Raw genomic sequence first — 14,078 nt, 5'->3', positions numbered from 1 at the left:
CGCCAAAGGAGCGACCCGAACCGGAAATTGACGGTCCGTTCCCGGTCACTGCCTGCGGCAAGTGCCCAACCGACCCCGCTGCGTGACGGCTCCTGGGCAGAACAGCGGCCCGCGGAACACAACGATCCGCCCCCTCCGTGCGGTGCGGAGGGGGCGGATCTTCGGTCACGCGCCGGTGGGCGGGGCGATCGACCCTGGGGAGGTGATCTCTTACTTGCCCGGCGCGCCGACCGGCTTGCCGTCGGGCGAGACGGCGTACCAGGTGCCGCCCACGCCCTGACCGTTGGTGTCCCCGGGCGCCTTGTCCCCGGAGAAGGTGTAGATGGGCCAGCAGTTGACGGTCATCTGCTTCGCCCCGTCGGGCCGGGTGAAGCCCATCAGGCCCTTCTTCTTCACGCCCTCGGTGTTCTCGGCCTTGACCGGGGCGACCGCGGGCCACTTCTCCAGGCAGGCACCGGTGCAGTTCGAGACGGGCTTCGGCCAGGCCTCGTCCTTCATGAAGCGGTAGACCGTCATGCCGTTCTTGTCGACGACGATGTCGCCCAGCTTCGGGTCCTTGCGCACGGACAGCCCGGGCAGGGAGGACAGCGAAGCCTTCTTGCCGTTGGGGGCGAGCGCGAACCACTTGCCGCCCACGCCCTGGCCGTTGACGTCACCGGAGTTGACGTCCTTGGCGTAGCGGTAGGCGGGCCAGCCGCCGATGGTCAGCTGCTTGGTGCCGTCGGGCCGGGTGACCTCGCCGAGGAGCGCCTTGTCGATGCCGGCGCCGGCGGTGGCGTCGTCGGCGGGCACCGGCGGCCAGGTGGTGGCGCAGTCGCCCTCGCAGTTCGACTTGGGCGGATTGGCCGTGTCCTTGTCGAACCGGTACAGGGTGAGGCCGGAGCCGTCCGTCAGCACATTGCCCAGGTCGGGGTTGCCGGCCACGGTCAGCTTGCCCGCGGGGGCGGCCGGGGTCGGGGAGCCGGAGGCCTGGTTGCCGTCGGCGCCGTATCCGTTGCCCGCGCCGGTGCCGGTTCCGGCGCCCGGGTTGCCGTAGTCACCCGCCGCGGCGGTGGCTCCCACGTTCTGGGCCGCCGAGGCCGGGGTGGTGCTGTTGTCCTGACCGCACGCCGTCGTCAGCGCCAGCACCGAGGCTGCCGTAGCCACCAGTGAGGCGGTCCGCCAGGAGGTCTTCATCCTCAACTCCCAAAAATCGCCTGGATATTGCAGCGCCTGCTGCGCCGCCGCACGGCCATGGGTACGCAGCGAAGGGGCGGGAGCGTTCAACCGGGGCGAGAAATTCTTTCCGGAACCTGTGACGGGTCCCGTGTCCGGGGAGTCGCACGGACGCACATATCGGCCAGTCATGCATTTTCCCCCTGTCAAACAATTGATCGCCTTTTATCACCCCTTCGGACCAATCCCGGCGCACACCGGAGTGAGACCGCGCTGCGGGCCTCATGATCTCCGTCGTGCATGGACCCGAAGTGACCCGATGTGCGCCTGCCACACGGGTGTTGGCCCTGTTTGCCCTGACCTGGACCCTGGTGGGCTGCCCGGCCGGGAGCGCGTCGGCCGATGCCTGCGCGTCCGCCTCGACGGGCCCGGACGGCACGGTGGCGGTGGCCGTGGCGGGAGGCGGCGACCGCTGGCCGACTCCCCCGCCGTGCCCGAAGCCCACCCCGCCACCGTGCCCGCCCACACCGACCCCGACGCCCACGCCGACACCCACCCCCACCCCCACGCCGAAGCCGACGCCGACACCCGAGCCGACGCCCAAGCCGCGGCCGGCACACACGCCGAAGGCCCCGCCGAGACCGACACCGCGGCCGCCCGCCCGGCCCGCCCCGGCACCGCCCGCGCCTCCGCCGGCCCCGGCACCGAAGCCCACCCCGTCGCCCAGGTCCCACCCGCGGGCCTCCGTGACCCCGGTGAGCTACCCGGCGTACCACCCCAGGCCCACCGGCCGCCCCGCTCCCGAGCACACCTCGCCGGTCGTCTACGTCCTGCTCATCACCGTTCCCGCGATCGTCGCGGTCGCGGCGCTGCGCCCGCGCTGACCCGTCGCCGCTCACTTCTGGAGGTACCTGTTGTCGGATTGGCTTGTTCTCGTCCTCGCGATGCTGGGGGCCTGTGCCGTGGTGGTGGTCATCACCGTCGTACGGCACAAGCGGGCTCCCGACGACGAGGATCCCAGCGAGACCCCGGACGTCATCGAGTACATGACGATGTGGATCGGCGTCGTGTACGCCATCGTCCTGGGCCTGGCCATCGCGGGCGTGTGGGAGGCGCGCAGTGCCGCCCAGGATCATGTGCAGGCCGAGGCCCAGGCGCTGCACGAGATCTCCGAGCGGGTGCGGGTCTATCCGCCGGACGTCCGTGACCGCATTCGGGACGATGTCAACGCCTATGTCGGACACGTCGTGACCATCGAGTGGAAGACGATGAAGGACCATGAGAAGGTCACCGACCGCGGCACCGAACTGCTGGCCAAGCTCCGCCGCGATGTGACGGACTATCAGCCGAAGAACGACTTCGAGGCGCAGGCCTACCAGCCGCTGCTGGACCAGATGGCCGCCGCCGACCAGGCACGCAACGCGCGCGCCGACTCCACCGGGGCGACGATGCCGCCCGTGGTGTGGTGGGGGCTGCTCGCCGGGGCGGTCGTCACCGTCTGCATGGTCTTCGCGCTGCAGATCCGGCGCACCCGGCGCGAGCTGGTCCTCGCGGGCCTGTTCTCCGCGACCATCGCCTTCATGCTCTTCCTCATCTGGGACTTCGACGCCCCCTACAGCCGGGGCATCACGGCGACCGCCGGACCGTTCCTCAATCTGTTCCCGAACATCAAGGGATAGCCGCACGCGGGCCGCAGAACTTCGCCCCGGCTCCCGCAAGGGGGCCGGGGCGAAGGCCTGTCCAGGTGCGAGGCGGTCCGGCGGGGATCCGGGGCCCCGGTCAGACCCGCTTCTCGTACCGGCGGCGCAGCCAGGCCACACCACCCCCGACCACCGCCGAGGCCACCAGACCGCTGCCGATGGCCATGTCGGCCCGGGTGGCACCGCTGGCGATGCTGCCGCCGAATCCACCCTGGACGGCGCCGAGCACGGTGAAGGCCGCCGGGCGGGTCAGGGTGCGGCCGTTGCAGTTGACCGTGATGTCGTAGCGGCCGGGACGGGCGTCGGGGTCGACCGTGGCGATGCCTCGCGAGGTGTCGTTGCCGACCGGAAACAGCTGGGTGGAGCGGAAGGCACGCGAGGACGCGAAGCCGCCGCGGCAGCCGTCCACGGTGATGGCGAGCCGGCCACCGGCGGCGATCACGGTCGGACTGACGGCGATGCTGCGCGGGTTTCCCTCGCGACGGCCTTCGAAGTCGTCGCCCCGGCCGAAGTCGTCGTCCCGGTCGCCCCGTCCGTTGTCGTGGCCCCGTCCGTTGTTGTCGCCCCGTCCATTGTTGTTGCCCCGACCGTTGTTGCCCTGATTTCCCGGGCCGAAGTTGTTGCCCCGACCGAAGTTGTCGCACCGGCCGTTGTCGTTCCGGCCGAAGTTGTCGCCCCGTCCGTTGTTGTTGCCCTGGCAGAAGTTGCCGTTGCCGTTGCCGAACCCGTTTCCGAGGCCGTTTCCGAAGCCGGGCCCGATGTTGCCGGTACCCGGGACTGTGATGACGGTCTCCGATCCGCCTCCGCTGCCCATGCCGTCCGCGACGGCCACAGGGGCGGCCGGCCCGAGCGCGGCGACCGCTGCGCACGCGGCCGCCAGGGCACGTTGGTTTCGCATGTGAACCTCCGCGGGAGGCACCCCGGGTTCCGTACCCGGTCTATCGGCGAGAAAGCACCTCCCGACTGCACCCTCGGACGCGCGGAACACGCCCGCATGTCGAGAATGGTCCGTCCTGGTGAGCGGACGCGCCGCCGAAAAACCTGACAATCGTATATTGCTGCAGGTCACGGACCGTCAGAAAAATCCTCTCGGTGGCAACTCGTATGGCGCACCGACAGGGTGACGGACCACCCGTTCGCCCGCCGACCCCACCGCCGATCGAATTCAGGGGATTTATCTTATTCTCATGAGAATGTCTGCGTCCGAGCTGGCCGAGTTGGCCGAAGAGGAGGAGCTGCGGAGGAAGCGCGCCCCTTGGGGCGTGGTGGCGCTCGTTCTGCTGACCGGCCTGGCGCTCATTCGGAACGGGTCGGGCGAGTTCGACGTCGGACCGCCGCAGCCCGCGTCGGCGGCGGCAGCGGACAGCGTCGCCACCCCGAGCACGTTCGCGGGCGTCCCCGCCGCACTGCCGTTCTCCGCGGCCGACCGGGTCCGGATCCCCGCGATCCAGGTCGATGCGCCCGTCATTCCCGTCGGCCTGGACACGCAGGGCTGGGTCGGCGCTCCGCCGCCGGAAGACCCCAACCTGGCGGGCTGGTTCACCGGTACGGTCTCCCCCGGGGAGAAGGGCACCGCGATCATCGTCGGCCATGTCGACACCAAGAAGGGTCCCGCCGTGTTCTACGGCCTCGGCTCCCTGCAGAAGGGCGCCCGCGTCGACGTCCTGCGCAAGGACGGCAGGACCGCGGTGTTCGAGATCTACGGCGTCGAGGTCTTCGCCAAGAACAGCTTCCCGAGCGACCGTGTGTACGGCTCGAAGGGCACACCGGAACTCCGCGTGATCACCTGCGGCGGCGGCTTCTCGAAGCAGAACGGCTACGACGGGAACGTCGTCGTCTTCGCCCGCCTGGTCGCGGTCAGCTGAGCTGCCGTCACCGGGCGGGCGAGCGCCCTCACACGAGGCGGCGCGGCGGCACGGTGAGGTGGTAGCCGGAGTCGATCAGATACGGCAGGTACTCGCGGATCGCGCGGACGCTCTGCGAGCGGTCGCCCCCGGCGTCGTGGGAGAGCACCACGACGCCGGGGGCGGCGCCGGCCTCCACCCGGTCGACGATGGTGCGCGTGCCGGGCTCGTCCCAGTCGGTGGTGTCGAGGGTCCAGGCCATCGGCTCCATGCCCATCTTGGCGCCCAGTTGGAAGGCCGCGCGGTTCCAGGCGCCGTAGGGTGCGCGGAACCACTGGGGGCGCAGCCCGTAGGTGTCCTCGATGACGTCGCTGGTCCGCTCCATCTCGGACCGGATCTCCCCGCGGTCGAGGGTGGTCAGCAGCGGGTGCGTCCAGGTGTGGTTGCCGACGACATGCCCCTCGTCGGCCATCCGCGCGAGCAGTTCCCTGTTCTGGACCACGCACTCCCCGCAGACGAAGAACATCGCCCGTACGCCGTACTTGGCGAGGGTGTCCAGGATGTGCGGGGTGTAGGCCGGGTGGGGGCCGTCGTCGAACGTCAGCATCATCTGCCGGCCGCGTGCGGAGATCCGCAGGATGGGTTCGTGACGCACCTTCAGTCTGCGCGGTGCGGCGCGTGGCGGGCCGTACCCGGTGAGCGGCTGGAGCCGATAGGAGGAGGGCTTGAGCGCCTCGCGCGCCTGCGGGCCGGCCAGGGAAGCCCCGCTGCGCGCCGGGTCGTCGCCCTCCGCCATGACGACTCCCGCGGTGCCCGCGGCCCCCAGGGCGACGGCCGAGGCGAGCAGCAGCCGGCGCCGCGTGAACAACTGATCCTTCTGCATGACTCATCAGTCGCCCGCCCGGCCTCCGGCGCCCCACACCGACACCGGTGCGGCGGCACGAATGCACTCGGTCGGCTCAGCACCGGGCACATGTGTGAACAGCCGACCGGGATCATCAACGGCGGCGGACCAGCGGAAACGGCAGGGTCTCCCGGATCGTCAGGCCCGTGAGGAACATGACGAGGCGGTCGACGCCGATGCCGAGCCCGCCGGTCGGGGGCATCGCGTATTCGAGGGCGTCGAGGAAGTCCTCGTCGAGTTCCATGGCCTCGGGGTCGCCGCCGGCGGCCAGCAGGGACTGTTCGGTGAGCCGGCGGCGCTGTTCGACAGGGTCGGTCAGCTCGGAGTAGGCGGTACCGAGTTCGGTGCCGAAGGCGACGAGGTCCCAGCGCTCGGCGAGCCGCGGGTCGGTGCGGTGCTGCCGGGTGAGCGGGGAGACGTCGGTCGGGAAGTCCTTGTAGAAGGTGGGGAGTCGGGTGTGTTCCTCCACCAGGCGCTCGTACATCTCCAGGACCACGTCACCGGGGCCGTCGTCGGCGGTGTACGGGACCCCGGCCCGGTCGCACAGCCGGTGCAGCCGCAGCAGCTCGGTGCCGGGGCCGATCTCCTCGTCCAGCGCTTCGGAGAGCGCCCCGTAGACGGTCTTGACCGGCCACTGCCCGGAGATGTCGTACGCGCGGCCGTCCTTGCGGGCGACCGGGGAGCCGAATGCGGCGGTCGCGGCGCCCTGGATCAGCTCGCGGGTCAGATCGAGCATCACGTCGTAGTCGGCGTACGCCTGGTAGGCCTCCAACATCGTGAACTCGGGGTTGTGCTTGTAGGAGATGCCTTCGTTGCGGAAGGTGCGGCCCAGCTCGAAGACCTTCTCCAGGCCGCCGACGCACAGCCGTTTCAGGTACAGCTCCGGGGCGATGCGCAGGTACAGGTCGAGGTCGTAGGCGTTGATGTGGGTGGTGAAGGGGCGGGCGTGGGCGCCGCCGTGGATCTGCTGGAGCATCGGGGTCTCGACCTCCAGGAAGCCGCGGTCCAGCAGGCCCTGGCGCAGGGCCTGTACGGCGGTGGAGCGGGCGCGGATCACCTGGCGGGCGTCGGGGCTGGTGACCAGGTCGAGGTAGCGGCGGCGGACCCTGGCCTCCGGGTCTGCGAGGCCGTGGCGCTTGTCGGGCAGCGGGCGCAGGCACTTGCCGGTCAGCTGCCAGGAGGTGACGAAGACGGTGGGCTCGCCCTTGTCGCTCAGGCCCGCGCGGCCGGTGGCGGTGATCTGGTCGCCGATGTCGGTGCCGGCCCGGAAGCGGTCGAGGGCGGGGCCGGAGCCGTCGCGGGTGAGGGCCAGTTGGTGGTCCCCCGACCAGTCGCGCAGGACGACGAAGACGATGCCGCCGAAGTCGCGGACCAGCATGATGCGGCCGGCCACGGTGACGTCCTGGCCCTGCGGGACGTCGGCGAGGGCGTGCGTGGGGGCGGGCACGCCGACCGGGTACGGGTCGGTGCCGGCGGCGCGCAGGCGGTCGAGGGTGCGGTGGCGGACGCGAACCTGGTCGGGCAGGCCCGCGTCCGGGGCGGCGGGCCCGGCCTCGCCCCCTCCGTCGAGGCCGAGCGCCGTCAGGGACGGCAGGCCCTCGGTGGTGGCGGGCCGCTGCCCCGTCTTCGGGTGCCCCTTTCCCCAGAGTGTGCGCAGGGAAGGTACGGAGACGAATCCCTCGGCGATGCCGGAGGCGAGGCCGATCCGGGCGAGGGAGGCGGTCTCGGCGTAGCAGATGAAGCGCGGGTACCACTCCGGCTGGTACTTGGCGTTGGAGCGGTAGAGGGCCTCCAGCTGCCACCAGCGGGAGAAGAACAGCAGCAGCCGGCGCCAGAGCCTGAGGACGGGGCCGGCGCCGATGCGGGCGCCCTCCTCGAAGACGGACCGGAAGACGGCGAAGTTCAGCGAGATCCTGTGCACGCCCAGTTTCGGCGCGACCGCGCACAGTTCGGCGACCATGAACTCCATGACCCCGTTGGGGGCGGCGCGGTCACGGCGCATCAGGTCAAGGGAGACGCCGTCGCGGCCCCAGGGGACGAAGGAGAGCAGGGCGAGCAGCTTGCCGTCCTCGCCGAGAGCCTCGACGAGGAGGCAGTCGCCGTCGGCCGGGTCGCCGAGGCGGTCCAGGGCCATGGAGAAGCCGCGTTCGGTCTCGGTGTCGCGCCAGGCGTCGGCCTTGTCGATCACCTCCTCCATCTCCGTGTCGGTGAGGGCGGAGTGGCGTCGGATGCGGCAGTGGGCGCCGGTGCGGCGGACGCGGTGCACGGCCTGGCGGGTGACGCGCATGTCGCGGCCGTTCAGATCGAAGCCTGGGACGTGCAGGATCGCCTCGTCGCCGAGCTGGAGGGCGCCGAGTCCGGCGCGGGCGTAGGCGCGGGCGCCGTCCTCGGAGGCGCCCATCACGGCGGGCGCCCAGGCGTGCCGGCGGGCCACGTCCAGCCAGGCGGCGATGGCGTGCGGCCAGGCCTCCAGGTCGCCGACGGGGTCGCCGCTGGCGAGGCACACACCGGCTTCGACGCGGTAGGTGACGGCGGCCTTGCCGCTGGAGGAGAAGACGACGGCCTTGTCGCGGCGGGTGGCGAAGTAGCCGAGCGAGTCCCGCTCGCCGTAGGCCGCCAGCAGGGCGCGGATGCGTGCCTCCTCGTCGTCGTGGAGGGCCGCCTCCAGGCGCTGCGAGCGGAACAGCGTGGCGGCCGCGTTCAGCAGGGCGAACGCGCCGAACAGGCCGAGCAGGAAGGTGACCCGGCGCGGGGGGCGGCCGTCGAAGGAGCTGTTGGCCACCAGTCCACCGCACACCCGGTCGGCCGCCCAGGCCAGGTGCTGGCTCTGCGGGAGGGTGCCCGGGAACAGCGAGACCAGGCCCCAGCCGGCCAGGATCGCCACGACGAGGCCGGCCGCCAGCACGCCCAGCGCGCGCCAGACGGCGCCACGGCGGGAGGCGGCGTAGAACTCCTTGCGAGCCACCACCAGCAGGAGCAGCAGCAGGCCGCACAGCACGAGGGACGGCAGCGACTCGGTGTACTGGCCGAGGGCCACGCCGAGGATGTCGCTGAGGACCACCAGGCTCAGATAGACGACGACCAGCCACCAGGCGACCTTCTTGCGGGCGCCGGTGGCGGCGGCCAGCAGGAACAGGAAGACGGCGTAGGCCAGGTTGGCGCTGATGGGGACCAGCAGCAGGTCGAGGGCATGGACCACCGGGCGCAGGACACGGCGCAGCGGGGCGATGAACGCGAGCAGGGCGCACAGCAGGCCCAGCGCGGCGAAGAAGGCCGCGAACGCCTCCGGCACCCAGCCGAGCCGTCCGCCGGCGCGCGGGCGTACCGGGCCCGCGGCATCCCTCCGTGCGGCCGGCCCGGCGGTGGCAGTCATGGTTCCGACTGTAGGAAGGGGGCGCGCGGCTCGCCCGTCGAGCGGGGCCGGGTCTCGGCTGGAAGCGCCGGTTCCGATAGCCTCGGGATGTGACGGAGCAGCACGAACAGCACGCGCACCAGTTCGAGCGGGGCACGGACGGACCCAAGGTCATCGTGGTCGGGGTGGACGGCTCCGACTCCTCGCTGCGGGCGGCCGCGTACGCGGGCGGTCTGGCCCGGCGGCAGCATGCGCTGCTGGCCGTGGTGTACGTGCAGCCGGTGCTCGCGGCCGGGGCCGCGCTCGGGGCACCGGTGGCGGAGACGACCGACGAGATCGCCGAGGACCTGGTCACCTACATCCGCGAGGCGGCCGAACGGGTCAAGGGGATGTTCGAGGTGCGCTGGGAGTTCCACACCTTCCGCGGCGACCCCTACAACGGCCTGGTGAAGGCGGCCGACGAACTCATGGCGGACGCGGTGGTCGTGGGCGCCTCGGAACAGGCCGGCCACCGGATCATCGGCTCGGTCGCCGTGCGTCTGGTGAAGGCGGGGCGCTGGCCGGTGACGGTCGTGCCGTAGCCTGGAACACCCCCGGACGACCGCCTTGCCTGACCGCCCCTGCCCCGCCATTACGGCCTGATCCGCCGGACAGGCCCTCCCGGGTCGGCGGGCCGCAGGCCTGCCGCGCCGGTGCGCTCGGGTCGCGGTTCGGTGCCGCCGACCGCGCGGATGCCCAGGGCTGAGTCCGGGACGCGGCCGGCGCCCACCCCGGCCTCGCCGCGCTGTGCGCCTGCCTGACCCACCGGCTGCCCGCCCGGCCCGCGGCCCGGATCCGGACACCGCCCTGGGCCGAGCCCCGCACACCCGTGCGTGGCGTCTTCCGTCGGTGACTCCGCTGAGCCATCATGATCCGCCGTCAGCCGTTTGCCGTCGGCGAAGAGGTGAGGCGCATGGCCAAGCTCCGTCTGGGTGAAGGAATTCTCCGCCGCAAACCCATCGAGCACATCGAGGACACCGAAATCAGCGAGGGCCCTCGGCTGGACAAGTCGCTCGGGCTGTGGCAGCTCACCGCGATCGGCGTGGGCGGCATCATCGGCGCGGGCATCTTCGCGCTGGCCGGGGCCGTGGCCAACCAGACGGCCGGGCCCGCGGTGCTGGTGTCGTTCCTCATCGCCGGTGTGGCGAGTGCCTGTGCGGCGCTGTCGTACGCCGAGTTCGCCGGGCTGATCCCGAAGGCGGGCTCGGCGTACACGTACGGCTACGCGGTGCTCGGCGAGTTCGCGGGCTGGTTCATCGGCTGGGACCTGCTGCTGGAGTACACGGCGATCGTCGCCGTGGTCGCCATCGGCATCTCCGGCTACTTCGGCTTCCTGGTCGAGGAGATGGGCGCGAACGTGCCCGCCTGGATGCTGGGCGCGCCCAGCACCGGGCACGGGCACAAGGTGGACCTGTTCGCGGCCGTGCTGTGCCTGCTGATCGCCTGGCTGCTCAACCTGGGCATCCGCAGCGCGGCGCGCTTCGAGACGCTCGTGGTCGTGCTGAAGGTGCTGGTGGTGCTGCTGGTGATCGGGGTGGGCGTGTTCCACATCAACAGCGCGAACTACCACCCGTTCTTCCCGTTCGGCATCAGCGGGGCGTTCACCGGTGCGGCGACCGTGTTCTTCGCCGTGTTCGGTTACGACGCCATGTCGACCGCGGCCGAGGAGTCCAAGGACGCGCAGCGGCACATGCCGAAGGCGATCATCTACTCGCTGGCGATCTCGATGGTGTTGTACGTGGCGGCCTGCCTGGTGCTGACCGGCATGCAGCACTACACGGAGATCGACCCGGAGAGCGGCTTCTCCTCGGCGTTCAAGTCGGTGGGGCTGAACAAGCTCGCGGACCTGATCGCGGTGGGCGCCATCATCGGCATCCTCACGGTGATGTTCACGTTCATGCTGGGCGTGACCCGGGTGTGGTTCTCGATGTCCCGGGACGGGCTGCTGCCCCCGTGGTTCGCCAAGACGCACCCGACCCGGCACGTGCCGACCCGTGTGACGTGGATCGTCGGGGTGGCCTCGGCCCTCATCGCCGGGTTCCTGCCGATCGGCGAGGCGGCCGAGCTGACCAACATCGGCATCCTGCTGGCGTTCGTCGTGGTGTGCACGGCGGTGATCGTGCTGCGCTACCGGCAGCCGGACCTGCCGCGCTCCTTCCGCACCCCGTGGCTGCCGTTCGTGCCCGCGGTGGGTGTGGTCTTCTCGATCTGGCTGATCACGTTCCTGCAATGGCAGACCTGGGTGCGGTTCGCCGTGTGGTTCGTGATCGGCTGCGTGATCTACTTCGGCTACTCCTACCGCCGTTCGGCGCTGGCCGAACAGACTCCCGCCGCGTGATCACTCCGCCATGACCAGCCCGTCGGCGGCGGCCCCGCGGCTGAGGACGACGTCCCTGATGCGGTCGCGCACCCCTTCCAGCTCGGCGCCGTCGGCGATCGCCTTGTTGAGGTCCAGGACCCGGCCTGCGTCGAGGTCGTACATCTGCGGGACGAACTCGGCCTTGGTGACCCGCCAGCGGTCGCCGGGCCGGGCGGGCCGGGCGAAGGTGAAGCGGCCGATCGTGGACTCGTTGCCACGCGAGTCCTGCACGCCCTTGTCGTTGTACATCGCGCCGGCGATCTGGTCGCCCAGGCCGTAGATCACCCAGGTGCCGTTGACCTTCTCGTACGCCTGCGGGACATGGGCGTGGCTGCCGAGGATCAGGTCGATGTCGGGGCGGCCGTTGGTCTGCGAGGCGGTGAGGCGCCTGGCGAGGCCGAGCTGGAACTGGTCGGGGGCGTCCTGCCACTCGGTGCCCCAGTGCACGGAGACGACGACCACGTCGGCGCCGGCCAGCCGGGCGGCGCGGGCGTCGGAGATCATCCGGTTCGCGTCGATCGGGTTGACCGCCCAGGGCTGACCGGCCGGCAGCGGCAGGCCCTTGGTGCCGTAGGTGTACGCCAGGTGCGCGACCCTGGCCGGGCCCGCCTGGAACATCGTGACCGAGCGGGCCTCGGCCTCGGTGCGGGCGGTTCCGGCGTGCCGGAGGCCGGCCCGGTCCATGGCGTCCAGGGTGCGCCGGATGCCGGCCGCGCCGTCGTCCAGGGCGTGGTCTGCGGCGGTGGAGCAGCCGTCGTAGCCGGTCGCGGCGAGGCCCAGGGCGATCTGCGGCGGGGACTTGAAGACCGGAGAGTCGGTGTAGTGGCCGTCGGCGCCGTAGACGGTGTCCAGGTGGCACAGCGCCAGATCCGCGCGGCGGACGGCGGGTTCGACGTCGGAGAGCATCGGGCGGAAGTCGTAGCCGTTGCCGCCGGCGTCGAAGCCCGCCCGCTCGACGACGGAGGTGTGCGGCAGCACGTCGCCGGTGGCGACGAGGGTGAAGTCGCGGGCGACGGCCGGCGCCGGGTGGCCAGGGGCGACGGCCTTCTGCCACTGCCACTGGTGGTTCTGGCAGGCGGCCCCGGCGGCGAGGAGGGCGGTCAGTGCCAGCGCCACCTGATGCCTGCGTGCGATCATCTGCTCACCCCAGGATCGTTTCTTCAGACGTGCTAGAGGCGGACGTCGTATTTACAGACAAAGTTGTTACGGGCATATGGGTATGAATCCGGCTCTTCGCGCAAACAATCCGGGCGCCCGAATTAGCCCATTCGGTACCTCCCAGCGCGGTCGCGAACCGCTCGTGCGACCGTTCGCCGACGCGATCGGACCGTCCGTCGCAGGGCCGTGTGCGCCCCCTGTCGCCCGGCGGCGCCCTGCGCTGGCATACGGCCATGACGGCCGGAACCTCATTTCCCCCCGGGACGACGACCGCCGAGCACGAGCTGGCCGAACTCCAGCGCGCACACGGCGGCACCCTCTTCGCGCTGCTGCTGCGGCTGAGCGACGGGGACCGGCAGCGCGCCGAGGACCTGGTGCAGGAGACCCTGGTGCGCGCCTGGCAGCACCCCGAGGCCCTGCACGCGGACGACTTCGACTCCGTGCGCCCCTGGCTGCTGACCGTCGCCCGGCGGCTCGCGATCGACGCGCGGCGGGCCCGCCAGGCGCGGCCGCCGGAGGTCGGCGACGAGGTGCCCGAGAACGCGCGGGTGACCGCCGACCACGCCGAGCGGGCCGCCGCGATGCTCGATGTCCGGGAGGCTGTGAAGACACTCACGCCGGAACACCGTGACGTCCTGGTACTCGTGTATTTCCGCGGGGCGAGTGTGGCGGAGGCGGCGCAAACCCTGGGGATTCCACCCGGTACCGTGAAGTCCCGCGCGTACTACGCGCTGCGCGCCCTGCGCCGGGTCCTTCCGGGTTACGCGGCCGACCTGCGGTGAAACCGAAGGCTGGGTCAAACCTCGGTAAAGCGCCTTGCTGTGACCCCCGTTCGGGCAATCAGCTGTCCTCATCCGTGTTCCGGACGGGGGCCCGGTCCGGGGAATGCGGGCGACACGCACGCACCGGAGGAAGGCAGGAAGGGATGCTGCACAGAGGTCACGAGAGCACGGACGGCAGCGGTGAACTCGCCGTCCCCATGGCCTGGTTGTACGCCGAGTACATCGCCGACGAGCTGCTGCGCACCGGCGATCTCATGCCGCCGACGTCCTTCGAGTTCCGGGCCGGCCGGGACGCGCTGGCGCTGACCGTCTTCCTCTCCGACACCGACGGCGAGCTGTCCGGCATCCGGGTGGTCTCGCAGCTGGAGACCTGGCTGTCGCTGACGGCGTACGACCAGCCGTGGCAGGAGTGGGTGCGCGCACGGATGGCCGAGCTGGCCCGCGAGGAGGCCGAGTCCGGCACGCCCTCGCCCGACCTGGCCCTGGCGGCCGAGGCCTGGCGCTGGCTGGAGGAGACCGAGCTGCTCGCCCCCGACCTGGACGCGGTGCCGGGCGGCGGTGCGGTGTACGGCGAGGACGACGGGCCGAAGGTGTGGACCCCGGCCTGGCGGCTCGGGCTGCCCCTCGGGCATCTGGCCATCCATCTTTTTTGAGCCGACCGGAAATCCGACCAATCCGCGGGCCGCGCGGCTCCGAATCTCTTGGTCACGATTCGGTGCGCGCCTTGAGTGATTCGGTGGTCCGCTGCGTACGGGTGGGAGCAAGGAGTAATCCCACCCACACCC

At 71.3% G+C, this 14,078-nt stretch carries 11 protein-coding genes and 1 pseudogene; 7 read left to right on the top strand and 5 right to left on the bottom strand.

Annotated features, from left to right (window positions below; all coding sequences use genetic code 11):
* Window positions 1–210: 210 nt before the first annotated feature.
* Window positions 211–1,176 carry an SCO0930 family lipoprotein gene (locus tag ACZ5DS_RS37530; protein WP_468247687.1) on the bottom strand — a complete coding sequence of 322 codons (966 nt, stop codon included), beginning with the start codon at window positions 1,174–1,176 and terminating at the stop codon, window positions 211–213.
* A 734-nt stretch (window positions 1,177–1,910) separates the two neighbouring features.
* Between ACZ5DS_RS37530 and ACZ5DS_RS37525 the strand changes: the two genes are divergently transcribed.
* Entirely contained in the window at window positions 1,911–2,039 is a 129-nt protein-coding gene (locus tag ACZ5DS_RS37525; protein WP_468247684.1) for a hypothetical protein, read from the top strand.
* A gap of 30 nt (window positions 2,040–2,069) precedes the next feature.
* Complete coding sequence (locus ACZ5DS_RS37520; RefSeq protein WP_468247681.1) at window positions 2,070–2,834, top strand: bestrophin-like domain; 765 nt, start codon at window positions 2,070–2,072, stop codon at window positions 2,832–2,834.
* A 100-nt stretch (window positions 2,835–2,934) separates the two neighbouring features.
* On the opposite strand, the pseudogene ACZ5DS_RS37515 reads toward ACZ5DS_RS37520, so the two are convergent.
* Window positions 2,935–3,306: pseudogene (locus ACZ5DS_RS37515) on the bottom strand (hypothetical protein); the annotation flags it as partial.
* Between the two features lie 742 nt (window positions 3,307–4,048).
* Between ACZ5DS_RS37515 and ACZ5DS_RS37510 the strand changes: the two are divergent.
* Window positions 4,049–4,720 carry a class F sortase gene (locus ACZ5DS_RS37510; RefSeq protein ID WP_468247970.1) on the top strand — a complete coding sequence of 224 codons (672 nt, stop codon included), beginning with the start codon at window positions 4,049–4,051 and terminating at the stop codon, window positions 4,718–4,720.
* Window positions 4,721–4,748: 28 nt separating this feature from the next.
* Here the strand turns inward: ACZ5DS_RS37510 and ACZ5DS_RS37505 are convergent, their stop codons facing one another.
* A complete protein-coding gene (locus tag ACZ5DS_RS37505; protein ID WP_468247679.1) occupies window positions 4,749–5,582 on the bottom strand; it encodes a polysaccharide deacetylase family protein in 834 nt (277 codons plus the stop codon).
* 115 nt (window positions 5,583–5,697) lie between these two features.
* Complete coding sequence (lysX, locus tag ACZ5DS_RS37500; protein ID WP_468247677.1) at window positions 5,698–8,976, bottom strand: bifunctional lysylphosphatidylglycerol synthetase/lysine--tRNA ligase LysX; 3,279 nt, start codon at window positions 8,974–8,976, stop codon at window positions 5,698–5,700.
* 89 nt (window positions 8,977–9,065) lie between these two features.
* On the opposite strand from lysX, the gene ACZ5DS_RS37495 reads away from it, so the two are divergent.
* Together ACZ5DS_RS37495 and ACZ5DS_RS37490 are read left to right on the top strand one after the other, a co-directional pair.
* Window positions 9,066–9,536 carry a universal stress protein gene (locus ACZ5DS_RS37495; RefSeq protein WP_468247674.1) on the top strand — a complete coding sequence of 157 codons (471 nt, stop codon included), beginning with the start codon at window positions 9,066–9,068 and terminating at the stop codon, window positions 9,534–9,536.
* A gap of 371 nt (window positions 9,537–9,907) precedes the next feature.
* A complete protein-coding gene (locus ACZ5DS_RS37490) occupies window positions 9,908–11,332 on the top strand; it encodes an APC family permease (protein WP_468247672.1) in 1,425 nt (474 codons plus the stop codon).
* Here ACZ5DS_RS37490 and ACZ5DS_RS37485 read toward each other — a convergent pair whose 3' ends face one another.
* The gene (locus tag ACZ5DS_RS37485; RefSeq protein WP_468247670.1) at window positions 11,333–12,490 is read right to left on the bottom strand and encodes a CapA family protein; all 1,158 of its coding nucleotides are present in this window, start codon (window positions 12,488–12,490) and stop codon (window positions 11,333–11,335) included.
* A 254-nt stretch (window positions 12,491–12,744) separates the two neighbouring features.
* On the opposite strand from ACZ5DS_RS37485, the gene ACZ5DS_RS37480 reads away from it, so the two are divergent.
* The gene (locus ACZ5DS_RS37480; protein ID WP_468247667.1) at window positions 12,745–13,293 is read left to right on the top strand and encodes a sigma-70 family RNA polymerase sigma factor; all 549 of its coding nucleotides are present in this window, start codon (window positions 12,745–12,747) and stop codon (window positions 13,291–13,293) included.
* A gap of 143 nt (window positions 13,294–13,436) precedes the next feature.
* Window positions 13,437–13,946, top strand: a complete 510-nt coding sequence (locus ACZ5DS_RS37475; RefSeq protein WP_468247665.1) for a hypothetical protein — start codon at window positions 13,437–13,439, stop codon at window positions 13,944–13,946.
* Window positions 13,947–14,078: the final 132 nt, after the last annotated feature.

This window comes from Streptomyces sp. NPDC031100, assembly GCF_055570785.1.
The sequence above is the reverse complement of the archived record's forward strand: the minus strand, read 5'-3'. Positions and strand labels throughout refer to the sequence as shown.

Bases quoted from the DNA above. Each gene is read 5' to 3' on its own strand.
- ACZ5DS_RS37530 (WP_468247687.1), bottom strand. From the start codon at position 1,176: ATGAAGACCTCCTGGCGGACCGCCTCACTGGTGGCTACGGCAGCCTCG.
- ACZ5DS_RS37510 (WP_468247970.1), top strand. From the start codon at position 4,049: ATGTCTGCGTCCGAGCTGGCCGAGTTGGCCGAAGAGGAGGAGCTGCGG.
- ACZ5DS_RS37505 (WP_468247679.1), bottom strand. From the start codon at position 5,582: ATGCAGAAGGATCAGTTGTTCACGCGGCGCCGGCTGCTGCTCGCCTCG.
- lysX (WP_468247677.1), bottom strand. From the start codon at position 8,976: ATGACTGCCACCGCCGGGCCGGCCGCACGGAGGGATGCCGCGGGCCCG.
- ACZ5DS_RS37490 (WP_468247672.1), top strand. From the start codon at position 9,908: ATGGCCAAGCTCCGTCTGGGTGAAGGAATTCTCCGCCGCAAACCCATC.
- ACZ5DS_RS37485 (WP_468247670.1), bottom strand. From the start codon at position 12,490: ATGATCGCACGCAGGCATCAGGTGGCGCTGGCACTGACCGCCCTCCTC.
- ACZ5DS_RS37480 (WP_468247667.1), top strand. From the start codon at position 12,745: ATGACGGCCGGAACCTCATTTCCCCCCGGGACGACGACCGCCGAGCAC.
- ACZ5DS_RS37475 (WP_468247665.1), top strand. From the start codon at position 13,437: ATGCTGCACAGAGGTCACGAGAGCACGGACGGCAGCGGTGAACTCGCC.